The sequence below is a fragment of the Streptomyces sp. NPDC102402 genome (genome assembly GCF_044765765.1).
In the GTDB taxonomy this organism is placed as follows: domain Bacteria; phylum Actinomycetota; class Actinomycetes; order Streptomycetales; family Streptomycetaceae; genus Streptomyces.
The window spans coordinates 227,902-253,617 of record NZ_JBIWKR010000008.1 but is presented as its reverse complement, the minus strand read 5'-3'; the positions used below and the strand labels follow the sequence as shown (position 1 = coordinate 253,617).

The following is a 25,716-nucleotide window of genomic DNA, read 5'->3' as shown; positions in this document are numbered from 1 at the left end:
ATGTCCAGCTGGTGGTTCACGTCGTCTCACCCCCGTCTTCGTCGTCGGGGAAGGCACGGCGTACGAACGATGCGATGTGGTCGTGCAGGGCCCCCGCGGCGGCGTCCGTGTCGCCGGAGAGCGCCAGTCGAAGGATCTCGCGGTGCTCGGCGGCCTCCCGCTCCCAGGACGGGATCGCCGACCAGGCCACGGTCGACACGAGTGCGGCCTGGTCGCGGATCTCGTCGAGCATCCGGGCGAGCAGCGGGTTGCCGCAGGGCAGGTAGAGGGCCCGGTGGAATTCCCGGTTGGCGAGCGACCTGTCCGCCTTGTCGATCGCCGAGTCGGAGCGCTCCAGGGCCTCCTGGGCCGCCTCCAGCGAGGCCTTGCGGGTCATGGAGCGGCGCAGTGCCTCCGGCTCGAGGAGGAGGCGCACGTCGTACACCTCCCGCGCCATGGCCGCGTCGACGAGTCGCACGGTCGCGCCCTTGTACTGGCTCATGACCACGAGTCCGGTGCCGGCCAGCGTCTTCAGCGCTTCGCGTACGGGAGTCTTCGACACCCCGAACTGCGCGGCGAGTTCGGTCTCCACGAGCGCCTGTCCCGGCTGCAGCTGCGCGGTGAGGATGGCGTGCTTGATCGCCTCCAGCACGTACTGGGTCCTGGACGGAATGGGGGCAGGCGCAAAGGTCATGGGTGAAGAGCTCTCGCATCTCGCGTATCGCGTCTCATATATGACGTACGAAGTACGACGCGGATGAAGCTAGAGCGGTAAGAATGTTTCGTCAACGCTTCTGGCAAAAGAAGTTCACGAACGCGGAAACCGGTGGGGCGCGGCGTCCGGCCGGCGTGCGCGTGCGGGCCGGCCGCCGCGGCCCGCCGGTCAGGGGCCGGAGAACGGCGCAGGCCCCCGGCTGCGTGCCGGGGACCTGCGCTTCGTCGGTGGGAGACGCCCGGCGGTCAGCCGCCGCCGAGGGCCGGGAGGGCGGCCGTGACGGCCTCCAGGTCCGGCCCGGAGGCAAGTCCCGCGTGATACAGGCGCAGTTCGTTCGCCCCGAGCGAGGCCGCGTGCGCGGCGTCCCGCTCCAGAGTACCGGGACTGCCGCCCATGCCGCTCACCACGTTGAAGTTGGCGGCGAGCACCCCGGACAGCCCCGCGAAGGGGCCGAGCACAGCCTCACGTGCCGCGTCGCCGCCGGTGCAGGGCAGCACGACCCCGTCCGCCGTGGACAGGATGTGGGCGGGGTCCGTCCCCACGTTGGCACCGGTGCGGTAGGAGGCGGGGTCGGCGTGCAGGAGGACCTGGAAACCGGGCCCCGGCGCCGCGCCCCGCACGGCGGCGACCGCCGCCTCCGCCAGACCCCTGGCGACCTTGGTGCGCCATCGCAGGGTGGCGTCGGCGAGACCCTCGCCGAGCAGCTTCTCCACCCCGCCCCAGCCCTGCTCACCGGAGCCGGATCCGGCCCAGACCGGCTCCAGCGCACGGCGCACGGCGCCGCGCAGCTCCTCGCCGTCCAGCCCCACCGAGCCGTAGCCGGCCCGGCAGTCGGCGCAGAAGCAGAGGGACATCAGATACTGCGCCGCGTCCCCGAGGGCGACCCCGGAGACCTTGTCGTGGGCGTGCAGATGGGCGAAGCCGTACCAGCCGCACGACTCCAGCTCGGTGCCCGACGCCCCGGGCCGTGCGGCCGCCTCCGCCGCCAGGTCCACCAGGTAGGCGTGGACGGCGGGCTGCGCGATGCACGGCGCCCAGGGGTAGCGGTCTCCGTAGGCGTTGACCACGGAGGTCTCCGGATGCTCGCCGCCCATACGGGAGTTGTGCGCGAGGACCACCCAGGAGTGCACCTCGAGGCCGGCGCCGGCCAGGGTCTCGGCCGCCTCGGCCCAGGGGTCCTCCCCCGCCACCCAGGACTGCCCGTAGGGGCGCAGGCCCCGGCCGGCCCACCGCGCGGCGCCCGGCGGATAGAGCACGGCCGCGTGCTCGGCGGTCACGATCCGGCTGCCGGGGTGGCGCGGGGTCAGGGCCCGGGTGGAGTGGTAGGCGGAGGCGAGCGTCACCTGCTGGACACCGAGCCCGGCGAGGCGGGAGGCCGCGCCCGGATCCCCCACGACGTCCCAGGGGTACAGGAAGGCTGAGGCCTTCACCTGGCCTCCTGGGGACGGTACTTCTCCAGCAGCGCGCGGCCGTCGGCGATGATCGAGACCAGCTCGTCGACGTGCTCGGCCGGGGGCTCGGTGAGCGGGGTGCGCACCGGGCCGACGTCCAGGCCCTCGAGCCGGACGGCCGCCTTCACGAGCGACACCGCGTAGCCGCGGCCCTTGGCCCTCAACTCGACGAGCGGCCGGTAGAAGTGGTCGAGCAGCGCGTTGACCAGGTCGTCGTCGCCGGCCTCCAGTGCCCGGTAGAAGGCCAGGGCGATGTCGGGGGCGAAGGCGAACACGGCGGAGGAGTAGAGCGTGACACCGATGCCCCGGTAGGCGAGCCCGGTGAGCTCGGCCGTGGGCAGCCCGTTGAAGTACAGGAAGTCCTCGCCCGGCAGTCCGGTGCGCACGGCGCTGACGATGCGCTGCATCAGGTCGAGGTCGCCGTAGCCGTCCTTGAGCCCGATGATCCCGGGTGTCCGGGCCAGGGCGACGACGGTCTCCGGGGTGAAGACCGCGTTGTCCCGCTGGTAGACGACCGTCTCCAGGGAGGTGGCGGCGGCGAGGGCGGCGTAGTGCGCGAGCAGCCCCTCCTGGCCGGCGACGACCAGGTAGGGCGGCATGGCGAGGAGGCCGTCCGCACCGGCCTCCTCGGCGAGCTTCGCGTACTGGATCGCGAGCGCCGTGCCGTAGCCGGCTCCGGCGACCACGGGCACCTGCCCCGCGGTCTCCTCGACGGCCGCCGCGACGACGAGCCGGAACTCCTCCGGGGCCAGGGCGTGGAACTCGCCTGTGCCGCAGCAGGCGAAGACGGCTGCCGCACCGGCGTCCACGCCCGCGCGCACGTGCGCGCGGAAGACGTCGAGATCGACGGTGCCGTCCGGCCCGTAGGCGGTGACGGGGAAGAAGAGCGGCCCGGCGACATGGGTGAGTCGGGCGGCAAGGGGGGCTGAGGTCACGGGCGCTCCCTGAGCAGATTCAGGCGTGCACAATTATGATCGGCGTCCATATTTCTGAACGCCGCCACGCTAAGCCAGCCTCGCGGCGCCGGTCAAGAGACGAACACCCGACGGCGGGGTGAACCGGCCGACCCCGCCGGACACTTGACGCGTCGGTCGCGAGTTCTTAGCGTGTCCACGCATGTGAATGCCGTCCATGAATTTGAGGCATCGGGCGGCTGTGCGACCTCTGCGTGCCCCGCGTACCTTGCTGTCCGTACGTCCGGCCCCCACGCAGCACAGCACCGCACCGTCCGCGCACGCCGCGCACGCGCCCTGCGCCCGCACCGAGGAGATCCCCGTATGCCCGCACCCCGCACCGTCCTTCTCACCGGAGCCGCCGGCGGCCTCGGCACCCTGATGCGAGGGCTGCTCCCCGCGTACGGCTACGACCTCCGGCTCTTCGACCTCACCCCCATCGAGGGCGAACCGGACGCCGTCACGGCCGACCTCGGCGACAAGGCGGCGCTTCGGGAGGCCGTGCGGGGCGTCGACGCGGTCATCCACCTGGCGGGCATCTCCCTCGAGGCCTCGTTCGACAAGATTCTGCACTCCAACATCGAGGGCACGTACAACCTCTACGAGGCCGCGCGCGAGGAGGGCGTGAAGCGCGTCGTGTTCGCGTCCTCCAACCACGCCGTCGGCTACACCCCGCGTCCGCTCGCCGGTGACCCCCTGATCCCGGTCGAGACGCCCCACCGGCCCGACACCCTGTACGGGCTGTCCAAGTCCTTCGGCGAGGACCTCGCCCAGTTCTACTGGGACAAGCACGGCGTGGAGACCGTCTCCGTGCGCATCGGCTCCTGCTTCATGGAGCCGACCTCGGTACGGATGCTGTCCGTCTGGATGAGCCCCGGCGACGGCGCCCGCCTCTTCCACGCGGCACTCACCGCGGAGGACGTGCGGCACACCGTGGTCCACGGTTCGTCCGACAACACCCGCCTGTGGTGGGACCTGACGTCGGCCCGCTCCCTCGGCTACGAGCCGCAGGACGACTCCGAGCAGTACGCGGACAAGCTCGTCGCCGAGCACGGCGAGCTGGACCCGGCGAACCCCGACCACGCCCACCTCGGCGGCCACTTCGTCACGAACCCGCCCATCTGGCCCTACTGAGCGCCGACCCCGTGGCCCCGGCCCGGGCCGCCGGACGCGGGACGGGCGGCGACCGATGAGTTTCGCCGTGGCCCGCGGTCCACAGATCACGATCGGTGCACGCCGCGGCCGCGGGAGCGGCCGTAGCATGCACCGACCGGATCTGACGGTCACTCGGAACGGGGACACACTCATGCGCACTCTGATCAGCTCCGCCTTCATCTCGCTCGACGGTGTCATGGAGGCACCGGGCGGTGAGCCCGGCTACCGGAACTCCGGGTGGACCTTCAAGGACGTCGAGTTCCTCCCCGAGGCGTTCGACATCAAGGGCCGGGAGCAGAAGGAGGCCACCGCGATGCTCCTGGGCCGCACGAGCTACGAGGCCTTCAGCCAGGTGTGGCCCGGCATGGAGGACTTCGCCGACTACAGGGAGATGCCGAAGTACGTCGTCTCCACGACGCTCACCGACGACGCCCTGGTGCCGGACTGGGGCGACACCACCATCCTTCGCTCGCTCGAGGACGTCGCCGCGCTGAAGAGGACCGAGGGCGGCCCGATCATCGTCCACGGCAGCGCCACCCTCAACCAGCACCTCTCGGACGCCGGTCTCGTCGACCGCTACCACCTCCTCGTCTTCCCTCTTCTCCTCGGAGCGGGCAAGCGCCTCTTCAGCGCCACGGACAAGGACACCCAGAAGCTGCGGCTCGTCGAGCACGAGACCTACGCGAACGGCCTCCAGAAGAACGTCTTCGACGTCGTCCACTGACATCGCCCGGCCCGCGCCGCGCGGGCGGGGCGGGGTGGTGACCGGAGCCGAGGGCGGCCGGGCGGGCGACCCGGCGGGCGACCCGATATTCACGTGACGCGTCGCCGCGGGGCGGGCACCATACGGGCCATGCCCAGACCTTCCGGATTCCGGTACGAGCAGCACAACGACGGGAGCGTCACCGTCACGCACCACGGCCGCCCCGCGGGGACCCTGCGCGGCGGCCGGGCCGAGAAGTTCCTGGCGGAGGTGGTGTCCGGCGACGCCCAGCTCGTCATGGCGCGCTGGACCGGCGCCTACCGGCACGGCAACGAGCGCACCGCCCGCGAGCACCCCCGCAACCGGGGCCGGGCCGGGCGCTGAGCCATCCGGATCAGGCCACCGAAGGTAAGGGAACGGCAAAGCCGGGTCGTTCGTTACCCCGTGCATGACCGCAATGACCCCCGGCTCGAACATCCCTCTCTCCGCCGCCCGCGTGGCGGTGGACGTCGCCGCCCCGGTGCGGCTCGACGTCTCGGGCCTGCTGCTCACCGCCGACGGCAAGGTGCGCTCCGACGACGACTTCATCTTCTACAACCAGCCCTCGGGCCCCGGCGTGACCTACCGCTCCGGCGGCGGGTCCGCACCCGACGCGATCGTCGTGGACACCACGGCGGTCCCTCCGGGCATCGAGAAGATCGTGGTCACGGCGAGCCCCGACGAGGCGGGCCGGACCTTCCAGGGCGTCGAGCCCACCGCCACCGTGCGCAACGCGGACGACGGCAGCGCGCTCGCCACCTTCACCCCGCCGCAGCTGGGCGGCGAGACGGCACTGGTGGTCATCGAGATCTACCTGCGCAACGGCGCCTGGAAGGCCCGCGCGGTCGGCCAGGGCTATGCGAACGGGCTCGCGGGCATCGCCACGGACTTCGGTGTCTCCGTGGAGGAGCCCGCCGCGGCCGCCCCGCCCGTCCCCGCCGCGGCACCGCCCGCACCGCCCACCGCTCCCCCGGCGGCCGCGCCCGTCGACCCCCGGATCGCCCCGCCGGCGCCCGTGGCACCGCCCGCACCGCCCGCGCCCGCCGGCTCCGGCAAGATCAACCTCGACAAGGGCAAGGTCAGCCTCCAGAAGAACCAGACGGTTTCCCTGGTCAAGGGCGGCAGGCCGCTGCTCTCCCAGGTCAAGATGGGCCTCGGCTGGGAGCCGGCGTTCCGCGGCAAGGACATCGACCTCGACGCCTCGGTGATCGCCTTCGGCCCCAACCGGAATCACCTGGACAGCTGCTACTTCGGCAAGCTCTCCATCCTCAACGGCGCGATCAAGCACTCCGGCGACAACCTCACGGGCGAGGGAGCGGGTGACGACGAGGTGATCGTCGTGGACCTCGGCCGGATCCCCGCCGACGCGACCGGTCTGGTCTTCACGGTCAACTCGTTCACCGGGCAGAAGTTCACCGAGGTGGCCAAGGCCTACTGCCGGCTGATCGACGCGGCCACCGGCGAGGAGCTGGTGCGCTTCGACCTGACCGGAGCGGAGCCGCAGACCGGCGTGATGATGGCCAAGCTCATCAAGCAGTTCTCCGGCGAGTGGGAGATGACCGGAATGGGCGAGTTCGTGAAGTCGCGGACCGTTCGCGGCATGGTCAAGCCCGCCGCGAAGGCCCTGTAGCGCCGCCACCGCCCCTGGAACGGCTTCCGGGGCACCTGACGGGTCTCCCCCCTCAGGTGCCCCGGATCCGGAGAGTCTCCGGTGGGACGCTGTACGTGCTCGTCCGCTCTCTCAGAGCTTGGTCAGCTTGGAATACGGGCTCAGGATCCTCCCCTGTCGCCCCGAGAAGTCGATGAGCACTGCGTCGTTGTCGCCCTCGACAGCAAGGACTCGTCCGAGTCCGAACTGGTCGTGCGACACCCTGTCGCCCACATCGAAGCATTCGACCGGTGGGGCCGCCTGGGCCGGGCGGTTGAAGGGACTGGAAGGCAGGTGACGCCGGGAACCGGCTGACTGTTTCATTACGGTCGAGTATGCGCCCTGTAAGCGCCCGACGCCATGCCCGACCGCTCCGGAGGGGGCAGTAGTGCCGGATTCGTAATCAGCGGTTCCAGGGCCAGTCCGCGCTCCTGCCCGCTTCCAGCAGGGGCACCATGCCGAACGCCGCGTCGGAAAGACCCCCGAAGGTGTGGCGGTTCTCGCTTCCCGAGGGCGCGTGCCCGACCCGGTAACCGGCCAGGTTCCAGGTGTACACGGGCACGGTCAGCGGGATGCCCCCGGTGACGTCGCCGAAGTGGGTGAACGACGCCTGCTCGTCCGTGACGATCAGCACCCGGTCGTGTGCGCGGTAGTGCCTGCGCACCGCCTGCACCGTGTTGGTTCCGCCCAGGTTGCCGAAGCGCTCGATGATCCTCAGCACGGACTCGCCCCGGCGGTACGCCACCGACGCGCTGCCCGTGCCGAACTCCACCAGATCGGCGTCGGCGGCCCGCAGAGCCAGCGCCGCGCCGAAGACGGCGGCCGCGTCGGCCCGGTTCAGCAGGGAGCGGTCCGAGAGCGGCGCCCCCATGGAACCGGAGCGGTCGACCAGGATCAGGGTGCGGCCCGGCAGCGCCGGAACGTTCCCCAGCGAGTGCCCGAGCGCCTGCTCGAGCGGGTAGGACCAGCGCAGCGAAGGCGCGTGCTGGTACGCCGCCAGGTAGCGGAAGGGGAACTGCCGCGAGGAGGCCACGGCCTCCGGATCGCTGATCCGCGCCGCCACACCGGCCGCGACCTCGTCCGAGACCCCCGCCTCGTCGAAGTTGCGCAGGTTGCGGACGAGCGCCATCGCCCCCATCGACGGGATCACGGCCTCCCAGGCCGCCGCGTCCATCGGGCCCTGCAGCCAGCCCGCCAGGGACTCCCAGGTCATGCCCGCGTCCGCCAGCCGGTCCGCCCCGTCCGGCCCGGTGACCAGGGCCCGGCGCTCGGTGACCGGCACCGCCATCAGCGCACGGTGCGCGGTGAGCGTCCGGTTCGACGCGGGCGGCACGGCGTCCTCGGGGTGGTGCCTGCGGTCCAGGGCGTAGCGGAAGAGATCGCCCTGCCAGGGCTTGGCGGGGTCCGGCGCGGCGTGCACCAGGTTGAGGACGTCGCCGAAGCGGTAGCCCTTGGAGGCGGTGTCGTACTTCAGCAGCGCCCTGCCGCTGTAGAGGCGGCGCGCGGCGTCGGCGATCCCGCGCTTGACCGGCTTGGGCACGGCGCGCCCGTAGTGCGAGGTCCAGTATCCGAGCAGCTCTCCGGGCTCGTCGGGGCGCAGCAGCACGGAGTCCACGACCCGCCGGTTGGACGGGCCGTCCGTCGCGCCCGCGTCGAGCCGTGCCTTCACGTACTCGGCGGCGCCGACGACCGCCGCGGTGCGCATCCGCCCCTCCCGGCGCAGCCAGCTCAGCAGCCCCGCGGTCCACGCGGGGTCCTCGACGGCGAGCGTCCGCACCAGTGCGGCGAAGCGGGTGTCGCGTCCCTCCCCGTCCTCGTGAAAGGTCTCCTGGGACACGAAATTCGCGACCGCGAGCAGGAAGAGCTCGGAGCGGCTGTCCCGCAGGTGCCCGGGAGCGCCCTGGTGGTTCGGGGCGGTGAGCGCGGTCGACGTCACGGGCGAGGTGACGCGGGGCCGGGTGAGGCGGGTGTTGAAGCGTGCCATGTGAATTCCCCCGAATTCATGAATGCATGAATGCATGAATGCATGAAGGAGGGCACAGCGAGGAAGGGGTGCCCGAGATCAGGAGTCGGCGGCGGTGCTTGTCCGATGCTCTATCCGATTGAGCTACCGGCCGTGGCCGGGCGGGACTCGAACCCGCAACCCTCAGATCCGTAGAAGTATCCGTCGCCTGCGCACCGGGCACCCCGGCACTTGTGCCTCCCGAGATCAGGACGGCTGCGGCGTTTCGGTTGAGGAAGGAGCCGCTGCCTTCGCACCGGGAGGTGCATGGCCATGACCTTAGGAGAACGACCGCGCGGTGCGCGAGGGATTTTCCCCCGCGCACCGCGCCGCGCCCGAAGGCGTCAGCGCTTGTCGCCCGAAGGCGTCAGCGCTTGTCGGACTGGCGCTTCCAGGGCCCGGTGATGGCGAGCATGATGCCCGGTGTCTGGATGTTGGCGAACAGCGTCTTCCCGTCCGGGGAGAAGGTGACGCCGGTGAACTCGCTGTAGGAGGGGTCCTCCTCCGTGCCGCCGTTCAGCTCGTTGCGCGCGATCGGGTAGGTGCGGCCGCTGTCCGTGGCACCGAAGAGGTGCTGGATGCCCTCGCCGTCCTCCGCGATGACCAGACCGCCGTAGGGCGAGACGGTGATGTTGTCCGGGCCGTCGAAGGCGCCGTCCACGGACGGATCGGCGTTGACGCCGAGGAGCACCTTCAGGGTCAGCGTGCGGCGCTTCGGGTCGTAGAACCAGACCTGGCCGTCATGGGCGACGGGGCTCTCGTCACGGGCGAACGAGGAGACGATGTAGGCACCGCCGTCGCCCCACCACATGCCCTCGAGCTTGCGGGCACGGGTGACCTGGCCGTCGGTGAACTGCTTGCGCACGGAGACGGTCCTCGCGTCCCGGTCGGGCACGTCCACCCAGTCCACGCCGTAGACGGTGCCGACCTCGGTGGCACGGGACAGGTCGTCGACGAACGCGCCGTTCCTGTCGAAGCACCTGGTGGCCTGGAGGACACCGGCGTCGTCGGCGAGGGTGCGCAGCCTGCCGCGGCCGTGCCGGAATCCGTGCGGCGGGACCCAGCGGTAGAGCAGGCCGTTGGGGCCCGAGGCGTCCTCGGTCAGGTAGGCGTGGCCCTGCTTCGGGTCGATGACGACGGCCTCGTGGGCGTACCGGCCGAACGCCTTGATCGGGCGCGGGTCGCGGTTGGCCCGCTTGTCGTACGGGTCGACCTCGAAGACGTAGCCGTGGTCCTTGAGGAGACCGTTCTTGCCGGCCTTGTCCTCGGTCTCCTCGCAGGTGAGCCAGGTGCCCCACGCGGTGCTGCCGCCCGCGCAGTTGGTGGAGGTGCCGGCGATGCCGACCCACTCGGCGGTACGGCCGTCACGACGGGTCTCGACGACCGTGCAGCCGCCGGCCGCGACCGGGTCGTAGACGAGGCCCTCGGTGAGCGGTACGGGGTGCTCCCAGCCGGCCCGGACGCCGCTCAGCTCGTGGTTGTTGACGAGGAGGGTGACACCGCGGGCGCCCTCGAAGGCGGCGGTGCCGTCGTGGTTGGAGGGGGTGGGCTCGCCCGTCTCCAGCTTGGTCACACCGCTGTGGGTGATGACGCGGTAGGAGAACCCGGCCGGCAGCGCGAGGATGCCCTCCGGGTCGGGGAGCAGCGGGCCGTAGCCCAGCTCCTTGCCGTGCCCGTGGTCGTGGTCGTGGTCGCCGTGCCCGTCCCCGTGACCGTGCCGCGCGTCCTCGGCCGCCAGTGCTCCGGGGGCCGTGGCCAGGGCGCCGACGGCGCCGGTCAGGGCTATACCGGCACCGGTGAGGGCGGACTGTCTGCTGAATTCCCTGCGGCTGATCGACATCGGGAGCTCCTGGTGGTGCGTGGCCGGGTGGGTTGGCGCGATCACGCTCCCTCCCCCGCACCAACAGGAGTTGAACGGCGCACGACGTGGAGTGAGCCCTCTCGCCAAACCGTGGGCTGTTCGGTGACGAACCAGGACACCCCGCACGGTCCCGGCCCGCCCGACTGGCCGAAAAGGGTTCCGCCGCTCAGCTCTTCGTACGGGAGCGGGCCTTGAAGGCGGCCTTACGGGCGGCCTTCGCGATCCTCCGGTCCCGGTGCAGCCGCCCCACGGTCTCCAGCACCTCGGCGGTCGCCGGGTGCTCCACCCGCCATGCCTCGTCGAAGAAGCCGGTGTGCTGGCCGGAGAGCCCCTCGACCAGTTCCTGGAGCTCGTCCAGATCGCCGTCGGCGTCCAGCTGCGCGGCGATGGTGTCCACGGCGAGCCAGAAGACCATCGACTCCGGCGGGGCAGGAACGTCCGCGGCGCCGCGCTCCGCGAGCCAGACCCGTGCCAGCCCTCCGAGTTCGGGGTCACCGAGCACCGCGCGTACCGCGGGCTCGGCCTCCGGCCCGACCAGGGCGAGGGCCTGCTGGCAGTGGAGCCGGCGCAGCGGGGCCCGCCGGTCGGCGCCGCGAGCCGCGGCGAGGAGTTCCGCGGCGGCTGTCGCCGCCCCGTCCGCCCCGCGCCGGCCGAGCCACAGGCCGACCTCGGTGCGGGCGGCGTCCTCGGGGTAGTGGGCGATCCCGTCGAGCAGGACGTCGGCGCCCTTGTCGGAGAGGTCACCGACGGCGGGCGCGTCCACACCGGCCTCCAGCATCCGCTCCCGGATGCCGTGGAGGCCGAGCGGCGTCAGCCTCACCATGCCGTACCGGGTGATGTCCTCGTCGTCCGCCGGGGGCGTCGCTTCCTCGCCCTCCTCGGTCAGCAACGCCTCGTCGACCGGCCGGTACTCGATGATCCCGATGGGTTCCAGCACCTGGAACTGGTCGTCGAGCCGCATCATGGCCTCCGACACGAGCTCCAGGACGTCGTCGGTGGGCTCGTCCATGTCCTCGGGCACCACCACGGACGCGGCGAGCGCGGGCAGCGGGACGAAACCGTCGGCGGGGCCGGCCTCCGCGAGGGTCAGCAGGTAGAGGTTGCCGAGCACCCCGTCGAGGAATTCGGCCTCCTCCTCCGGGTCCCAGTCCAGGGCGTCGAAGTCGACGCTGCCGTCCTCCATGATGAGGTCGGCGAAGTCGTCGAAGGCCGGGGCGGTGGCATCCGCGTGCACGGCGTCCAGGCCGTCGAGCCAGATCGCGAGGACGTCCGCGGGGGAACCCGAGGTCAGCAGGGCCAGGTTCTCGCCGGCGGTGACGGTGCCCTCCGCGTCGTGGTCCTCGGACTCCTCCACGTCCTGCGGGTCCTCGACGTCGACGAGCCCCGTGTCGACGGCGAGGCGCCATGCCTCGCTGGCGGAGGCGGCGCCGTCCTCGTCGTCCGCGAGCCCCAGATGCCGTGCGGCCCCGGGCAGCTGCGCGTCGACGAGTTCGCCGCCGGCGCCCACCCGGGTGTCGGGCCCCGCCCAGCGGGCGAGTCGGGCGGCACGGGCGAGCAGCGGAGCGGCCAGCGCGTCCCGTGCCAGCTCGGCCTCGGTGTGCAGCCGCACCGGCGGCAGGGAGGGGCGCTCTGCGGACATCAGGGGGTTCTCCTCGGGGCGTTGCGCGGGCTGTGTCCAGGGCCGCCGTCCCGGTACGCACGGGTTCGCGGCCACCGCCCAAGCGTAGACGCAATTCGTCCCCTGCCGCCCGGTTCCACCGCTCACCCGCCCCGGCGCGGAGCGCGGACGTCCGGCGGCGCACGGTGCTGCTCGTCAGGCCGGGGTGCTTCCGGACGCGGTGCCACCGCGCCGGAGTACCGGCCTTGACGAGGCCGGCGCCGGAACGGGCCCTTCCGGCAGCGGAGTCGAAGTGCGCGCAGGGCATGGCGGGATCGTCTCCGGGCGCACCCGAGCGGTGCCCACCACCCTCACAGGTGGAGCGCGCCGGGGGGCGAGACCGTTCACCCCGCCTTCGGCACCCGCCAGGCCGTCGTGTTCAACTCGTCCATCAGGCGCACGTCGTGGCCCTCCAGAGGAAAGACCCGCGCACCGGTGTCCGGGGCGGCGGCGATCTCCAGGGCGTCCCCCTCGATGAGGTCGCCGCCCTCCTTGGTGGAGACCCAGGCCAGCGTCGAGGAGACACTCCCGCCGGGCTTCAGCACGATCTCTTCGGGCCCCTCGTCGTTGCCGAACATCGACCCGCCCGCGTTCACCGGGACGGGGATGCGCTCGCCGTCGTCGCCCAGTGCCCGGACCGACGGGTAGCCGTGGACGCGGTAGGGCCGTTTCCCGCAGTTGGTGAGTGTGAGCGTGACGGCGCGGTGGAACATCGCCGTCTGCACGGGGCCCATGTCCACGGCCGCACCCGACGCGGGACACGTGGTGTCCGTCGGCGACGCGGAGGTGGGAGCGCCCTGGGCGGGCGCGTCCGCCGTGGCCGCGGGGCCGGGGGCGGGTACGGAAGCCGACGGCATCGCCTCGGCGGTGGCACTCGGCGCCGGCTCGCCCTCCCCCGCGGGGACCAGGAATCCTGAACAGCCCGAGAGAGCCAGTACGGCCGCCGTGGTCACGGCAGCCGGGATCGTCCTGCGTACTCGCATGCGGTCCGGCCCCCCTGGAACGTACGTCGCCGATCCGTTCGATCATGCCAGACGGCGGGGCCACCGTTCAGCGTCTCTTGGCACTCACCCCAAGCAGATCTAAGTGGACCGGTGCGCACGGGGCGCCGAGACTGCGGAGATGACATCCCACACGGCCGGGCCCTTCGGCCGCGCCCTCTGCGCCATGATCACCCCCTTCACCGCCGACGGTGAACTGGACCTCGACGCCGCGCGCCGCCACGCCGCCTCTCTCGTCGGGGACGGCTGTGACGGCCTGGTGCTCAGCGGGACCACCGGAGAGTCGCCGACCACGACGGACGAGGAGAAGACCGCGCTGCTGCGGGCCGTCCGGGAGGCGGTCGGCGGTTCGGTCCCGCTCGTCGCGGGAGTGGGTTCCTCCGACACCCGCCACACGGTCCGGCTGGCGCGGGAGGCCGAGGAGGCGGGCGCCAACGGCCTGCTGGTGGTGACCCCTTACTACAGCCGTCCCCCGCAGGCGGCGGTGGAGGCGCACTTCCTGCGGGTCGCGGAGGCGACGGGCCTCGGTCTGATGCTGTACGACATCCCGGGCCGCACCGGCACGAGGATCGAACCGGCGACGATGCTCCGCCTGGCGGAGCACCCGCGCGTCCTGGCGGTCAAGGACTGTTCCTACGACCTGCTCGCCGCCACCAAGGTGATGGCGCGGACCTCGCTGGCCTACTACTCGGGCTGCGAGGAGCTGAACCTGCCCCTGTACGCCCTCGGCGGGACCGGCTACGTCAGTACGGTCGCCAACGCGGCGCCGCGTCAGATGCGGGCCGTGCTGGACGCGTTCGACACCGGTGACACGGCGGAGGCCGCCCGTCTCAACGGGCTCACCGCCGGTCTGGTGGAGGCGATGATGTCCTCCGGCCTGCCCGGCACGGTCACCGCGAAGGCACTGCTGGACGCGGGGCCGGTCCGGGAACCGCTGCAGCCCGCCGGCCGCGAGGCGGTCGACGGGCTGCGTGGGCTGTACGAGGAACTCCTCGCCGCTACCGGCTAGTCGTTGCTGTGCAGTACGTCGTTGAGCCCGTCCCACACCGCGTTGTTCGGGCGGGCCTCGACGGCGCCGGAGACCGAGTTGCGGCGGAAGAGGATGTTCGAGGCCCCGGAGAGCTCCCGGGCCTTGACGACCTGTCCGTCCGGCATGGTGACCCGGGTGCCCGCCGTGACGTAGAGCCCGGCCTCGACGACGCACTCGTCGCCGAGCGCGATCCCGATGCCCGCCTCGGCGCCGATGAGGCAGCGCTGTCCGATGGCGATGCGTTCCTTGCCGCCGCCCGACAGCGTGCCCATGGTCGACGCGCCGCCGCCGATGTCCGACCCGTCGCCGATGACCACGCCGGCGGAGATGCGGCCCTCGACCATGGAGGTGCCGAGGGTGCCGGCGTTGAAGTTGACGAAGCCCTCGTGCATCACGGTCGTGCCGGAGGCCAGGTGCGCGCCGAGCCGGACCCGGTCGGCGTCGGCGATGCGTACGCCCTTGGGTGCGACGTAGTCCGTCATCCGGGGGAACTTGTCCACGGAGGTGACCTGGAGGTGCAGGCCCTCGGCGCGGGCGTTGAGCCGCACCTCCTCCAGGTCGTCGACGGCCACCGGGCCGAGCGAGGTCCAGGCGACGTTGGCGAGGAAGCCGAAGATGCCGTCGAGGTTCTGCCCGTGGGGCTTGACCAGGCGGTGCGAGAGCAGGTGCAGCCGCAGGTAGGTGTCGTGCGCGTCGAGCGGCTTGTCATCGAGCGAGGAGATGACCGTGGACACGGCGACGACCTCCACACCGCGGCGGGCGTCCACACCGATGGCCCTGGCCGCACCCTCACCGAGGCGGTTCACCGCCTCGTCGGCGCTCAGGCGCTGCGTACCGGCCGGTCCGGGCTCGGCGGTGAGCTCGGGGGCGGGGAACCAGGTGTCGAGGACGGTGCCGTCACCGGCGATGGTGGCGAGGCCGGCGGCGACGGCGCCGGTGGTGCGGGCGGAGCCCTGGGAAGTCGTGTCGGTCATGCACAGAACCTAACCGGCCGAGGCCCGCGCGGGCGAACCGGTCTCAGTTGCCGGAGCGTGTCCGGTCCTGGAGGGTCCCGTGCGCGCCTCCGGCCGTCGCGGGGCGTTTCCACACGGCGGGCGCCGGCCGGCAGGAGGGGCCGGGCTCAGCGGTCCGCCCCGCCGGCGACCCTGGCCAGCATCTCCCTGGTGTACTCCGGGTCGAACTCGGCCCCGGAGAGCAGCACCTGAAGGCTGATGCCGTCCAGCAGCGCGGCCAGCGCACGGGCGGTGGCCCGGTCGGTGCGGTGGGCGATCAGCACGGCCAGGGTGTCGGCCCACTCGGCGGCGACCGGCTGGAGCGCGGGCCGCCGCAGGGCCGCGAGGTACAGCTCGTACTCCAGCGCCAGCGGCCCGCGCCCCCTCGCGAACCACTCCCCCAGCAGCCGGGTCAGCTCGTCGGCGAGCGGGACCGAGGGATCGTCGAAGTGCGGGCTCTCCCGCACCACCCGGGCGAAGCGCTCGTTGCAGCGGCGCAGCGCGGCGACGAGCAGCTCGTCCAGCGAGGCGAAGTGGTAGGTGGTCGAGCCGAGCGGGACATCGGCCTCGGCGGCCACGGTGCGGTGACTGAGCCCCCCGATGCCCCGGTCCGCGACGACGCGGATCGCCGCGTCGATGATGCGCTCGCGCCGCTCGGGGTCGTACCGCCGGACCATCAGTGGGCACCTCCGAGATTGAGGACCACGACCCCGGCGATGACCAGCGCGATGCCGGCCAGCTTGGCGAGGTTGGCGGACTCGCCCATCCAGAGGATCCCGATGGCGGCGACGGCCGCGGTGCCCGCACCGGCCCAGATGGCGTAGGCGGTGCCGACCGAGAGCGTCTTGAGGGTCTGGGCGAGCAGTGCGAAGGCCACGACGTAGCCCACGACGGTGACGAGCGAGGGCCAGAGCCGGGTGAACCCCTCGCTGTACTTCATGGCCGTCGTCCCGGCCACCTCCGCCGCGATGGCCGCGGCCAGCAATCCGTATCCCATGTGTACAAGCGTACACAACGTTGCGTACGCCTGTACACAACACGTCGGAACCCTTCCGTGACCGGCCGGGACGGGATTCCGGTGAGGTCCGGGGCGCTACGGTGTCCGCACCGGTAGGACCGGATGACAACCGGACGACGCGAACAACGGAGCGGTAGTGGCGCAGGACGCAGGGTGGGGCGGGGGCGCCTACGGGGGCGCGGCGTACGGCGGAAGCCCTTACGGGGGGCCTCCGGGGTGGGGAGGCTGGGTGCCGCCGCCGCGGCCGGGGGTGATACCGCTCGCCCCGCTGAGGCTGGGGGACGTGCTGGGCGGGGCGTTCTCGACGATGGGCAGGTACTGGAAGCAGCTGTTCGGACTGGCCGCCGCCCTCTACGGCGGCGCCGCGCTCCTGATGACCGCGGCGGTGGCCATCGCCTACTCCGCCGTCTCCGACCGTCTGGAGCGGGTGGTCTCCCTCGACCACGGCGAGAGCGCCTCGTCCTCGGACGTCGCCCCGCTCGTGATCGCGGGCTGCGTCCTCGCCCTGCTGGGCATCGCCACCATGGCAGTCGTCTCCGGCCTGATGTACGCGGTGGTCCCGGTCGTACTGCAGGAAGCGGTCCTGGGCAGGCCCGTCGCCGTCGCGACGGTGTGGCGCAGGGCGTGGTCCCGCGTCGCCCCGGTGATCGGCACGCTGATCCTCACGGCGCTGGTCGCGATCGTGCCGGTGCTGCTCCTCATGGCCGCCTTCGTCGGCGTGGTCATCAGCCTCGTCGCCACGGGCGGCAACGGAGCCGTCGCCGTGACGCTCGGCGTCGTCGGAGTGCTGATCACCGGACCGCTGGCGGTCTGGCTCTGGATCAAGATCTGCCTCGCACCGGCGGCCGTGGTCTTCGAGGGCCGGGGGCCGATCGCCGCACTGCGCCGCTCGTCCCAGCTGGTGCGCGGGGACTGGTGGCGGATCTTCGGCATCACCCTGCTGGCCGGGGTGATGGCGGGTGTGGCCGGCTACGTCATCCAGATCCCGTTCTCGGTGCTGGGCGTGTTTCCCGGCATGATGGGGAGCGGGTCCCTGGACGAGGACCCGAGCTCCGCGGCCGTGGTGGTCGCGATGAGCGGCTACCTGGTCGCGACCCTGCTGGGCCAGCTGGTGAGCCAGATCATCTCGACGACGTTCCCGCAGCTGGTGACCGGCCTGCTCTACGTCGACCGGCGCATCCGGACGGAGGACCTGGCCCCGGTACTGGCCGAGGCCGCCGGTGTCCCCGCAGGGGGTGTGCCCCCGTACGGCATGCCTCCGTACGGGGGCATGCACCGCTGACACCCGCGCCCCGGCCCCTGCGCGCACGTGCGCGCAGGGGCCGGGGTTCCGCGCGGGGAGAGGTGGCGGGCCCTTCACGCTCCCCTGCCCGCACGTGCGGGGGAGGTCACGGTCAGCCGCCCACGGTGAACCAGGTCGCGCGGGACTTCTTCCACTCGGCGTGGTCCAGGTCCTTCGCCTCCGTGCCGTCGCCGTACAGGTCGGCCGCACCCGCGTCCGTGATCACCTGGGCGCGCGTCCCCGAGGCCGTGAGGTCCGGCACCGAGACGACGGCCTCCCAGCCGCCCGGGTCGGTGGTGGGCAGCGAGGCCCGCTTCACCGGGGCGTGCCCGGCGACGCCGTCCCAGCTGTACAGGGCGTACGGGTCGGAGTTGTCGTCGGCCTCCCAGGAACCGGCCACGATCAGGTACTGGTTCGCGGCGTTCTTCCGGATGTCCCGGAGGGCCAGCCCGCCGAGGTCCAGCTCGACCGGCGTGCCGAAGGCGGCCTTCGTCCCGCTGCTCAGGACCTTGTCGAAGTTGGTCACGGGCACGATGAGCGCCTTGCCGCCCGCCTCCGGCGGCACGAGGGGCGCGCGGAAGCCGATGTACGCGGTGCTCGTCGAGCCGGGGGCGAACTCCAGCCCCTCCACGTTGAATCCGTCGATCTGCTTGGGCGCCTGGCCGTCCTCGGTGCCCTCGGCGAAGCCGTAGCGGTCGTCGTTGTCCTCGTCCCAGGCGACCAGGTCGTCACGCAGCTTCCCGTACTTCCGGCCGACGGTCAGCTGGGTCGAGGCACCGGAGCCCGACACCGTCGTGGTGAAGACGGTGTTGCGGTCGGCCTTGTACTCGCCGTCCTTGTTGTTGCCGAGCGAGCCGGTCCAGTAGATGGTGTTCCCGACCCGGGCCGCGCCCTCGATGTCGATCTCCTTGCTCACCCCGAGCTTCGAGGCGACGTCCCAGGTCCGCACGGGCGCACCCGAGACCGCGAGGTCGTACAGCCGCAGGACGTTGGACTCGTCATCGGCCACCACCGCGTAGCCGCCCCCGACGTCGACGGCCGCCGAGGCGTCCGAGGAACCCGTCACGTAGCGGGTGTCGGAGGAGTTCTGCACGGCCGCCGAGGCGGCGTAGTACAGCTTCTTGGTGGCGGTCTTGCCGCCGAGCCCGGTGACCTTGATCGTGAGGTCGGTGTACCCGCGGGCGTGCGCGGCGACGGAGAGCCTGCGGGTGGCCCCGGTCCCCGTGACCGTCACGTCGGAGGTGCCGGCGACGGAGGACTTCGAGCTGGCGGAGGCGGCCACCGTGAGGGCGGAGACGTCGGCGCCGCTCTGTGCGACGGTCACGTTCACCACGGGGTCACCCGTCGCGCCGACGGCGCCGGAGAGGTAGGCGGCCGACAGGCTGATCGTCGGCGTCCCGTAACTCGCCGCGTGCGCCGGGGCGTTGCTCCCCAGGGCGGCCAGCGTGAGGATTCCGGCCGCGACTGCGGCCCCCCGGCGGTTCTGTACTGAAAGCTGGTGCAGCACTGCGTGCCTCTCGTCGGCGTGGTGTCGAGGAGCAGGCTCCGGCCCCGGCACCAACGGCGGGCGCACGGTGTGGATACGGCGGACGAACAACGCACGACGGCCCCCGGCGTGTGCCGGGGGCCGTCCGTGACGTCGTGGATCAGACGTTGAAGCCGAGCGCGCGAAGCTGCTCGCGGCCGTCGTCGGTGATCTTGTCCGGGCCCCACGGCGGCATCCAGACCCAGTTGATCCGCAGCTCGCTGACGATGCCGTCGGTGGCGGACTTCGCCTGGTCCTCGATGACATCGGTCAGCGGACAGGCCGCGGACGTCAGCGTCATGTCGAGCGTCGCGATGTTCGCGTCGTCGATGTGGATGCCGTAGATCAGGCCCAGATTGACGACATCGATCCCCAGCTCGGGGTCGACCACGTCGTACAGCGCCTCGCGGACCTCCTCCTCGGAGGCCGGCTTGGTGGTAAGAGTCTCGTTCTCGCTCATGCCGTCTTCCCTTCGGACAGCGCCTGCGCCGTCGCGTCCTTCCACGCCATCCAGCTGAGCAGCGCGCACTTGACCCGGGCCGGGTACTTGGAGACGCCGGCGAACGCGACCGCGTCCTCCAGCACCTCCTCCATCGCGTCGTCCGGCTCCAGCTGACCCTTGGACTGCATCAGTTCCAGGAAGGTCTCCTGGATCTTCTGCGCCTCGCCGAGCTGCTTGCCGACCAGCAGCTCGTTGAGGACGGAGGCGCTGGCCTGGCTGATGGAGCAGCCCTGGCCCTCGTAACTGACGTCGGCGATGGTGTCGCCGTCGTATTTCACGCGGAGCGTGATCTCGTCGCCGCACGTCGGGTTGACGTGGTGCACCTCGGCGTCGCCGTCCCGCAGGCCACGCCCGTGGGGGTGCTTGTAGTGGTCCAGGATCACTTCCTGGTACATGGAATCAAGCTTCACCAGTCAACCCTCTGCCTCTAACCGAAAAAGTTCCGCACGTGCTCGAGCCCGTCCACCAGCGCGTCGACCTCGGCGGGCGTGGAGTACAGATAGAACGACGCTCGCGTCGTCGCAGGAATTCCGTACCGCAGGCAGACCGGTCGCGCGCAGTGGTGTCCGACCCGGACGGCGATGCCCTGCTCGTCGAGCACCTGCCCCACGTCGTGGGGGTGGATGTCGCCGAGCGTGAAGGAGATCGTCGCACCGCGGTTCTCGGCCGTCGCCGGGCCGATGATCCGGAGGTCGGGGACCTCGAGGAGCCGCCTCACCGCGTACTCGGTGATGACCTGCTCGTGGCGGTGGATGTTCTCCATGCCGATCGCGGAGAGGTAGTCCACGGCCGCGCCGAGGCCGACCGCCTGCGCGATCGGAGGCGTGCCCGCCTCGAACTTGTGCGGCGCGGGGGCGTACGTCGAGGAGTGCATCGACACGGTCTCGATCATCTCGCCGCCGCCGAGGAACGGCGGCAGGTCCTCGAGGAGCTCCTGCCGTCCCCAGAGCACGCCGATGCCCGTGGGGCCGACCATCTTGTGGCCGGTGAAGGCCACGAAGTCGGCCTGCAGCGCCTGCACGTCGAGCACCATGTGCGGGGCCGCCTGCGAGGCGTCGATGCAGACCAGCGCACCGACCTGCTGGGCACGCCGGACGATCTGCTCGACCGGGTTGTGGGTGCCCATGATGTTGGAGACCAGCGTGAAGGAGACGATCTTCGTCTTCTCGGTGATGATCTCGTCGATGTTCGACAGGTCGAGGCGGCCGTCGTCCGTGATGCCGAACCACTTCAGCTTCGCACCGGTCCGCTGCGAGAGCAGCTGCCACGGCACGATGTTGGAGTGGTGCTCCATCTCCGTGGTGACGATCTCGGTGTCACTGTCCACCCGATAGGGCTCATCCGCCCAGCCGAGCATGTTCGCGACGAGGTTGAGCGACTCCGAGGCGTTCTTGGTGAAGATCACCTCGTTGCGGCTGGGAGCGTTGATGAAGGCCGCGACCTTGTCGCGAGCGCCTTCGTACAGCGCGGTGGCCTCCTCCGCGATGGTGTACACACCGCGGTGGACGTTGGCGTTGTGCCGCTCGTAGTACTCACTGAGAGCGTCGAGCACCTGGCGCGGCTTCTGCGAGGTCGCCGCGCTGTCCAGGTACACGATCTTCTTGCCGTCGTGGACCGTGCGGTCCAGGATCGGGAAGTCCTTGCGGATCGCCTCGGTGTCGAGGAGGCCGGAGAGCCCCTGTCGGGCGTCAGTCACGCGGAAGCGCCACCCTTCGTGTAGGCCTCGTAGCCCTCGTTCTCCAGCTGGTCGGCCAGCTCGGCACCACCGGAGGCGGCGATCCGGCCGTTGGCGAAGACGTGCACGTAGTCGGGCTTGATGTACTTGAGGATGCGCGTGTAGTGCGTGATCAGCAGGGTGCCGACCTCGCCGGTCTCGCGCACGCGGTTGACGCCCTCGGAGACCGTCTTCAGCGCGTCGACGTCCAGACCGGAGTCGGTCTCGTCGAGGATGGCGATCTTCGGCTTGAGGAGCTCCAGCTGAAGGATCTCGTGGCGCTTCTTCTCACCACCGGAGAAGCCCTCGTTGACGTTGCGCTCGGCGAAGGCCGGGTCCATCTGGAGCTGGGCCATCGTCTCCTTGACCTCCTTCACCCACGTCCGCAGCTTGGGGGCCTCGCCGCGGACGGCGGTGGCGGAGGTGCGCAGGAAGTTGGAGACCGAGACGCCGGGGATCTCGACCGGGTACTGCATGGCGAGGAACAGGCCGGCGCGGGCCCGCTCGTCGACGGACATCTCCAGGACGTCCTCGCCGTCCAGGGTCACCGTGCCACTCGTGATCGTGTACTTGGGGTGACCCGCGAGCGAGTAGGCGAGGGTGGACTTGCCGGACCCGTTCGGGCCCATGATGGCGTGGGTCTCGCCCTGCTTCACGGTCAGGTCGACGCCCTTGAGGATCTCCTTCGTGGCGTTGTCGGCCTCGACGGAGACGTGCAGGTCGCGGATTTCAAGCGTTGCCATGGGTGACTCAGGACTCCTGGGTGACGGAGACGAGCACATCGTCCCCTTCGATCTTTACGGGGTATACGGGGACGGGGCGCGTCGCGGGAAGACCGGACGGCTTGCCGGTGCGGAGGTCGAAGCTCGATCCGTGCAGCCAGCACTCGATCGCGCAGTCCTCCACCTCGCCCTCGGACAGCGAGACGTTCGCGTGCGAGCAGATGTCGTTGATCGCGAACACCTCGCCCTCGGTGCGGACGACGGATACCGGCGTGCCGTCGAGCTCCACCCTCTTGGGGGTGTCGTCCTCCAGCTCGCTCAGCGCACAGGCTTTGACGAAGGCCATCTCAGACCGACGCCTTCAGCTCGGCCTCGATCTTGTCGAGGAGCCTGTCCTCGACGTCCGGCAGGCCGATCTGCTGGACCAGCTCGGCGAAGAAGCCGCGCACGACGAGCCTGCGGGCCTCCTCGGCGGGGATGCCGCGGGACTGCAGGTAGAACAGCTGCTCGTCGTCGAAGCGGCCGGTCGCCGAGGCGTGGCCGGCGCCGACGATCTCGCCGGTCTCGATCTCCAGGTTGGGCACGGAGTCGACCCGGGCACCGTCGGTGAGGACCAGGTTGCGGTTCATCTCGTAGGTGTCGGTGCCCTCGGCGGCGGCCTGGATGAGCACGTCGCCGATCCACACGGCGTGGGCGTCGTCGCCCTGGAGCGCACCCTTGTACACCGCGTTGGACTTGCAGTGCGGGGTGTTGTGGTCGACCAGGAGACGGTGCTCCTGGTGCTGGCCCTTGTCGGTGAAGTACAGGCCGAAGAGCTCCGCCTCGCCGCCCGGAGCGGCGTAGGCGACGCGCGGGTGGAGACGGACGAGGTCCCCGCCGAACGTCACGATGATCGACTTGAAGGTGGCGTCCCGGCCGACCAGCGCGTTGTGCTGGCCGACGTGGACCGCCGTGTCGTCCCAGTCCTGGACGGAGACGACGGTCAGCTTCGCGCCGTCGCCGATGACGTACTCGACGTTGGCCGCGAGCACGGCATCGCCGGTGTGGTCGATGACGACGACGGCCTCGGCGAAGGCTTCCAGCTCGATGACCTGGTGGCCGTAGGCCACCCCGCCCTCGCCGTGCACGGTGATCCGGACCGGCTCGGTGAGCACGGCCTCCTTGGCGACCGTGACGACCGAGGCCTGCCGGAAGGACGAGTACGCCTGGGCGGCGACCCGGTCCACCGGGGTGCCCGCCCTGCCGAGCCGCGCGTCGTCGCGGCCGACGGTCTCGACCGTGACGCCCTCGGGCGCGTCCACGACGACCTTGACACCGTCACCGGTGGCGACGGCGGTGCCGTCGTGCAGGCCGCGCAGCCGCTCCAGCGGCGTGAACCGCCACTCCTCCTCGCGTCCGTGCGGGACCGGGAAGTCCGCGACGTCGAAGGACGGGGGTGCGCTCATGCGCGTGGCGACGGTGGACTCGGCAGCCACCGCGATGGACCCGGCGGTGGTGGAGCCCGCCGGAATGTTCTGAGCCTCAGCCATGGCTGTCGTAGTGCTCGCTTTCTCAGTCAAGAACTCTTGCGGACGCGGTCGGCGGGCGTGCTAGCCGACCGAGCCCTCCATCTGCAGCTCGATCAGCCGGTTGAGCTCCAGGGCGTACTCCATGGGCAGCTCCTTGGCGATCGGCTCGACGAAGCCGCGCACGATCATCGCCATGGCCTCGAACTCGGTCATGCCGCGGCTCATGAGGTAGAAGAGCTGGTCCTCGGAGACCTTGGAGACGGTCGCCTCGTGACCCATCGACACGTCGTCCTCGCGGACGTCGACGTACGGATAGGTGTCGGAGCGGGAGATGGTGTCCACGAGCAGCGCGTCGCACAGCACGTTGGACTTGGCGCCCGGCGCACCCTCACCGATCTCGATGAGACCGCGGTAGGAGGTGCGGCCACCGCCTCGCGCCACCGACTTGGAGACGATGTTGGAGGAGGTGTTGGGTGCCATGTGGACCATCTTGGCGCCGGCGTCCTGGTGCTGGCCCTCGCCCGCGAAGGCGATGGACAGGGTCTCGCCCTTGGCGTGCTCGCCCATCAGGTAGACGGCCGGGTACTTCATGGTGACCTTGGAGCCGATGTTGCCGTCGACCCACTCCATGGTCGCGCCCTCGTACGCCACGGCGCGCTTGGTGACCAGGTTGTAGACGTTGTTCGACCAGTTCTGGATGGTCGTGTAGCGGCAGCGGCCGCCCTTCTTCACGATGATCTCGACGACCGCGGAGTGCAGCGAGTCCGAGGAGTAGATCGGCGCGGTGCAGCCCTCGACGTAGTGGACGTAGGCGTCCTCGTCGACGATGATCAGCGTCCGCTCGAACTGGCCCATGTTCTCCGTGTTGATACGGAAGTAGGCCTGGAGCGGGATCTCGACGTGCACGCCCTTCGGCACGTAGATGAAGGAGCCGCCGGACCACACGGCGGAGTTCAGCGAGGCGAACTTGTTGTCACCGACGGGGATGACGGTGCCGAAGTACTCCTTGAAGAGCTCCGGGTGCTCCTTCAGCGCGGTGTCGGTGTCCATGAAGATGACACCCTGCGCCTCCAGCTCCTCGTTGATCTGGTGGTAGACGACCTCGGACTCGTACTGCGCGGCGACGCCGGCGACGAGGCGCTGCTTCTCCGCCTCGGGGATACCGAGCTTGTCGTACGTGTTCTTGATGTCCTCGGGCAGGTCCTCCCAGGACTCCGCCTGCTTCTCCGTGGACCGCACGAAGTACTTGATGTTGTCGAAGTCGATGCCCGACAGGTCGGAGCCCCAGTTCGGCATGGGCTTCTTGCCGAACAGCTTCAGGCCCTTGAGCCGGAGCTTGAGCATCCACTCCGGCTCGTTCTTCTTCTCCGAGATGTCGCGGACGACAGCTTCGGACAGGCCGCGCTTCGCCGCCGCGCCTGCCGCGTCGGAGTCGGCCCAGCCGAATTCGTACGTGCCCAGGCCATCGAGCTCAGGGTGGGCAGTCTCCGTGGGGAGCGTCATGCGGGGTTCCTCCCGGCCGTACTTGCAGATGCTGAATGAGTGGTCTGTGAAGGCTGTGGTGCTGTGGGGCTGCTGCGCGGGACGAACGTCGTGCACACCCCGTCGCCGTGGGCGAGGGTGGCGAGACGCTGCACATGGGTCCCGAGCAGGCTGGAGAAGAATTCCGTCTCCGCCTCGCACAGCTGCGGGAACTGTTCGGCGACGTGTGCGACCGGGCAGTGGTGCTGGCAGAGCTGTTCGCCCTGCTGGGGGCCCGGCGCGCTGCGCGCCGTAGCAGCGTACCCGTCGGCCGACAAGGCCTTGGCCAAGGCCTCGGTGCGCGCCTCGGGGTCCGCGGCCTCGATCACCGCGCGGTACGTCTCGGACTGGGCGGCCATCCTGGCGCGGGCGAAGGCGACGAGCGCCTCGTCCCCCGCCGTGTCGGCGATCCAGCGCAGAGCGTCGGCGGCCAGCTTGTCGTAGGACTGGTCGAACGCGTCCCGTCCGCAGTCGGTGAGGGCGAACACCTTGGCCGGGCGGCCACGGGTCCGCGCCCCGTACACCCGCTGTTCGCGGGCCTCGACCACGGCGTCCGAGACGAGGGCGTCCAGATGCCTGCGCACGGCGGCCTGGGTGAGGCCGACGCGCTTGGCGAGGTCGGCGACGGTGGACGGGCCGTGGTCCAGGATGGAGCGCGCGACCCGGTTGCGCGTCGAACGCTCACCGGTCGCGAGTTCCTCCTGAGGAGCCTCGCCCACGTATTTCACAACGCCATTG

General features: G+C 71.0%; 26 protein-coding genes. 6 read left to right on the top strand and 20 right to left on the bottom strand.

Annotated elements, in window-relative coordinates:
* Positions 1-16: 16 nt before the first annotated feature.
* From ACIRJR_RS23900 to ACIRJR_RS23890, 3 genes are all read right to left on the bottom strand, one after another.
* Complete coding sequence (locus tag ACIRJR_RS23900) at positions 17-673, bottom strand: GntR family transcriptional regulator (protein WP_403784048.1); 657 nt, start codon at positions 671-673, stop codon at positions 17-19.
* A gap of 266 nt (positions 674-939) precedes the next feature.
* Positions 940-2,124 (bottom strand): hypothetical protein, encoded by a 1,185-nt coding sequence (locus ACIRJR_RS23895; RefSeq protein WP_403784046.1) that lies wholly within the window; start codon positions 2,122-2,124, stop codon positions 940-942.
* Positions 2,121-3,080 carry a 5-dehydro-4-deoxyglucarate dehydratase gene (locus ACIRJR_RS23890; protein ID WP_403784044.1) on the bottom strand — a complete coding sequence of 320 codons (960 nt, stop codon included), beginning with the start codon at positions 3,078-3,080 and terminating at the stop codon, positions 2,121-2,123. The genes ACIRJR_RS23895 and ACIRJR_RS23890 overlap by 4 nt, the downstream gene beginning before the upstream one ends.
* A gap of 342 nt (positions 3,081-3,422) precedes the next feature.
* Here ACIRJR_RS23890 and ACIRJR_RS23885 point away from each other — a divergent pair, with 342 nt between their 5' ends.
* From ACIRJR_RS23885 to ACIRJR_RS23870, 4 genes are all read left to right on the top strand, one after another.
* The gene (locus ACIRJR_RS23885) at positions 3,423-4,232 is read left to right on the top strand and encodes an NAD-dependent epimerase/dehydratase family protein (protein WP_403784042.1); all 810 of its coding nucleotides are present in this window, start codon (positions 3,423-3,425) and stop codon (positions 4,230-4,232) included.
* A gap of 172 nt (positions 4,233-4,404) precedes the next feature.
* Positions 4,405-4,977, top strand: a complete 573-nt coding sequence (locus ACIRJR_RS23880; protein WP_403784040.1) for a dihydrofolate reductase family protein — start codon at positions 4,405-4,407, stop codon at positions 4,975-4,977.
* Between the two features lie 129 nt (positions 4,978-5,106).
* Positions 5,107-5,340, top strand: coding sequence for a hypothetical protein (locus ACIRJR_RS23875; protein ID WP_403784038.1), 234 nt, complete (start codon positions 5,107-5,109; stop codon positions 5,338-5,340).
* A gap of 64 nt (positions 5,341-5,404) precedes the next feature.
* Positions 5,405-6,625, top strand: a complete 1,221-nt coding sequence (locus tag ACIRJR_RS23870) for a TerD family protein (RefSeq protein ID WP_403784036.1) — start codon at positions 5,405-5,407, stop codon at positions 6,623-6,625.
* 111 nt (positions 6,626-6,736) lie between these two features.
* Here ACIRJR_RS23870 and ACIRJR_RS23865 read toward each other — a convergent pair whose 3' ends face one another.
* From ACIRJR_RS23865 to ACIRJR_RS23845, 5 genes are all read right to left on the bottom strand, one after another.
* Positions 6,737-6,967, bottom strand: a complete 231-nt coding sequence (locus ACIRJR_RS23865; RefSeq protein ID WP_014156926.1) for a hypothetical protein — start codon at positions 6,965-6,967, stop codon at positions 6,737-6,739.
* Positions 6,968-7,046: 79 nt separating this feature from the next.
* Complete coding sequence (locus ACIRJR_RS23860; protein ID WP_403784034.1) at positions 7,047-8,627, bottom strand: TROVE domain-containing protein; 1,581 nt, start codon at positions 8,625-8,627, stop codon at positions 7,047-7,049.
* A gap of 385 nt (positions 8,628-9,012) precedes the next feature.
* Positions 9,013-10,485, bottom strand: a complete 1,473-nt coding sequence (locus tag ACIRJR_RS23855; protein WP_403784272.1) for an alkaline phosphatase PhoX — start codon at positions 10,483-10,485, stop codon at positions 9,013-9,015.
* Positions 10,486-10,672: 187 nt separating this feature from the next.
* Positions 10,673-12,145, bottom strand: coding sequence for a hypothetical protein (locus tag ACIRJR_RS23850; RefSeq protein WP_403784032.1), 1,473 nt, complete (start codon positions 12,143-12,145; stop codon positions 10,673-10,675).
* A gap of 362 nt (positions 12,146-12,507) precedes the next feature.
* Entirely contained in the window at positions 12,508-13,146 is a 639-nt protein-coding gene (locus ACIRJR_RS23845) for a DUF4232 domain-containing protein (protein ID WP_403784030.1), read from the bottom strand.
* A 139-nt stretch (positions 13,147-13,285) separates the two neighbouring features.
* Here ACIRJR_RS23845 and dapA point away from each other — a divergent pair, with 139 nt between their 5' ends.
* Positions 13,286-14,173, top strand: coding sequence for a 4-hydroxy-tetrahydrodipicolinate synthase (gene dapA, locus ACIRJR_RS23840; protein WP_403784028.1), 888 nt, complete (start codon positions 13,286-13,288; stop codon positions 14,171-14,173).
* Here the strand turns inward: dapA and dapD are convergent.
* The 3 genes from dapD to ACIRJR_RS23825 all read right to left on the bottom strand — a co-directional run bounded on the left by dapD (position 14,170) and on the right by ACIRJR_RS23825 (position 16,183).
* Positions 14,170-15,168, bottom strand: coding sequence for a 2,3,4,5-tetrahydropyridine-2,6-dicarboxylate N-succinyltransferase (gene dapD, locus ACIRJR_RS23835; RefSeq protein ID WP_403784026.1), 999 nt, complete (start codon positions 15,166-15,168; stop codon positions 14,170-14,172). The genes dapA and dapD overlap by 4 nt on opposite strands.
* A 146-nt stretch (positions 15,169-15,314) precedes the next feature.
* A complete protein-coding gene (locus ACIRJR_RS23830) occupies positions 15,315-15,863 on the bottom strand; it encodes a TetR/AcrR family transcriptional regulator (RefSeq protein WP_403784024.1) in 549 nt (182 codons plus the stop codon).
* Positions 15,863-16,183 carry a DMT family transporter gene (locus tag ACIRJR_RS23825; RefSeq protein WP_386860127.1) on the bottom strand — a complete coding sequence of 107 codons (321 nt, stop codon included), beginning with the start codon at positions 16,181-16,183 and terminating at the stop codon, positions 15,863-15,865. The genes ACIRJR_RS23830 and ACIRJR_RS23825 overlap by 1 nt, the downstream gene beginning before the upstream one ends.
* 157 nt (positions 16,184-16,340) lie before the next feature.
* Here ACIRJR_RS23825 and ACIRJR_RS23820 point away from each other — a divergent pair, with 157 nt between their 5' ends.
* Positions 16,341-17,486 carry a hypothetical protein gene (locus ACIRJR_RS23820; RefSeq protein ID WP_403784022.1) on the top strand — a complete coding sequence of 382 codons (1,146 nt, stop codon included), beginning with the start codon at positions 16,341-16,343 and terminating at the stop codon, positions 17,484-17,486.
* Positions 17,487-17,598: 112 nt separating this feature from the next.
* Here the strand turns inward: ACIRJR_RS23820 and ACIRJR_RS23815 are convergent, their stop codons facing one another.
* The 9 genes from ACIRJR_RS23815 to ACIRJR_RS23775 form a co-directional block, all read right to left on the bottom strand.
* Entirely contained in the window at positions 17,599-18,993 is a 1,395-nt protein-coding gene (locus ACIRJR_RS23815) for a hypothetical protein (protein WP_403784020.1), read from the bottom strand.
* Positions 18,994-19,132: 139 nt separating this feature from the next.
* Entirely contained in the window at positions 19,133-19,471 is a 339-nt protein-coding gene (locus tag ACIRJR_RS23810; protein WP_145802444.1) for a metal-sulfur cluster assembly factor, read from the bottom strand.
* On the bottom strand, positions 19,468-19,923 hold the full coding sequence (gene sufU, locus ACIRJR_RS23805) for a Fe-S cluster assembly sulfur transfer protein SufU (protein WP_104789963.1): 456 nt from the start codon (positions 19,921-19,923) through the stop codon (positions 19,468-19,470). The genes ACIRJR_RS23810 and sufU overlap by 4 nt, the downstream gene beginning before the upstream one ends.
* A gap of 17 nt (positions 19,924-19,940) precedes the next feature.
* On the bottom strand, positions 19,941-21,209 hold the full coding sequence (locus ACIRJR_RS23800; RefSeq protein ID WP_403784017.1) for a cysteine desulfurase: 1,269 nt from the start codon (positions 21,207-21,209) through the stop codon (positions 19,941-19,943).
* Entirely contained in the window at positions 21,206-21,970 is a 765-nt protein-coding gene (gene sufC, locus ACIRJR_RS23795; protein WP_099176101.1) for a Fe-S cluster assembly ATPase SufC, read from the bottom strand. Before sufC ends, ACIRJR_RS23800 begins: the two co-directional genes overlap by 4 nt.
* A gap of 7 nt (positions 21,971-21,977) precedes the next feature.
* A complete protein-coding gene (locus ACIRJR_RS23790; RefSeq protein WP_014156911.1) occupies positions 21,978-22,295 on the bottom strand; it encodes a bifunctional 3-phenylpropionate/cinnamic acid dioxygenase ferredoxin subunit in 318 nt (105 codons plus the stop codon).
* A 1-nt stretch (position 22,296) separates the two neighbouring features.
* Entirely contained in the window at positions 22,297-23,478 is a 1,182-nt protein-coding gene (gene sufD / locus ACIRJR_RS23785; protein WP_403784015.1) for a Fe-S cluster assembly protein SufD, read from the bottom strand.
* Positions 23,479-23,538: 60 nt separating this feature from the next.
* Positions 23,539-24,960 (bottom strand): Fe-S cluster assembly protein SufB, encoded by a 1,422-nt coding sequence (gene sufB / locus ACIRJR_RS23780; RefSeq protein ID WP_031094525.1) that lies wholly within the window; start codon positions 24,958-24,960, stop codon positions 23,539-23,541.
* Positions 24,957-25,706 (bottom strand): helix-turn-helix transcriptional regulator, encoded by a 750-nt coding sequence (locus tag ACIRJR_RS23775; protein ID WP_403784013.1) that lies wholly within the window; start codon positions 25,704-25,706, stop codon positions 24,957-24,959. The genes sufB and ACIRJR_RS23775 overlap by 4 nt, the downstream gene beginning before the upstream one ends.
* Between the last annotated feature and the right edge of the window lie 10 nt (positions 25,707-25,716).

Coding starts and splice junctions, on each gene's coding strand:
- ACIRJR_RS23880 (WP_403784040.1), top strand. CDS start 4,405: ATGCGCACTCTGATCAGCTCCGCCTTCATCTCGCTCGACGGTGTCATG.
- ACIRJR_RS23900 (WP_403784048.1), bottom strand. CDS start 673: ATGACCTTTGCGCCTGCCCCCATTCCGTCCAGGACCCAGTACGTGCTG.
- sufC (WP_099176101.1), bottom strand. CDS start 21,970: ATGGCAACGCTTGAAATCCGCGACCTGCACGTCTCCGTCGAGGCCGAC.
- ACIRJR_RS23790 (WP_014156911.1), bottom strand. CDS start 22,295: ATGGCCTTCGTCAAAGCCTGTGCGCTGAGCGAGCTGGAGGACGACACC.
- dapA (WP_403784028.1), top strand. CDS start 13,286: ATGACATCCCACACGGCCGGGCCCTTCGGCCGCGCCCTCTGCGCCATG.
- ACIRJR_RS23845 (WP_403784030.1), bottom strand. CDS start 13,146: ATGCGAGTACGCAGGACGATCCCGGCTGCCGTGACCACGGCGGCCGTA.
- ACIRJR_RS23810 (WP_145802444.1), bottom strand. CDS start 19,471: ATGAGCGAGAACGAGACTCTTACCACCAAGCCGGCCTCCGAGGAGGAG.
- ACIRJR_RS23860 (WP_403784034.1), bottom strand. CDS start 8,627: ATGGCACGCTTCAACACCCGCCTCACCCGGCCCCGCGTCACCTCGCCC.
- ACIRJR_RS23850 (WP_403784032.1), bottom strand. CDS start 12,145: ATGTCCGCAGAGCGCCCCTCCCTGCCGCCGGTGCGGCTGCACACCGAG.
- sufD (WP_403784015.1), bottom strand. CDS start 23,478: ATGGCTGAGGCTCAGAACATTCCGGCGGGCTCCACCACCGCCGGGTCC.
- dapD (WP_403784026.1), bottom strand. CDS start 15,168: ATGACCGACACGACTTCCCAGGGCTCCGCCCGCACCACCGGCGCCGTC.
- ACIRJR_RS23855 (WP_403784272.1), bottom strand. CDS start 10,485: ATGTCGATCAGCCGCAGGGAATTCAGCAGACAGTCCGCCCTCACCGGT.
- ACIRJR_RS23870 (WP_403784036.1), top strand. CDS start 5,405: ATGACCGCAATGACCCCCGGCTCGAACATCCCTCTCTCCGCCGCCCGC.
- sufB (WP_031094525.1), bottom strand. CDS start 24,960: ATGACGCTCCCCACGGAGACTGCCCACCCTGAGCTCGATGGCCTGGGC.
- ACIRJR_RS23830 (WP_403784024.1), bottom strand. CDS start 15,863: ATGGTCCGGCGGTACGACCCCGAGCGGCGCGAGCGCATCATCGACGCG.
- ACIRJR_RS23825 (WP_386860127.1), bottom strand. CDS start 16,183: ATGGGATACGGATTGCTGGCCGCGGCCATCGCGGCGGAGGTGGCCGGG.
- ACIRJR_RS23885 (WP_403784042.1), top strand. CDS start 3,423: ATGCCCGCACCCCGCACCGTCCTTCTCACCGGAGCCGCCGGCGGCCTC.
- ACIRJR_RS23865 (WP_014156926.1), bottom strand. CDS start 6,967: ATGAAACAGTCAGCCGGTTCCCGGCGTCACCTGCCTTCCAGTCCCTTC.
- ACIRJR_RS23875 (WP_403784038.1), top strand. CDS start 5,107: ATGCCCAGACCTTCCGGATTCCGGTACGAGCAGCACAACGACGGGAGC.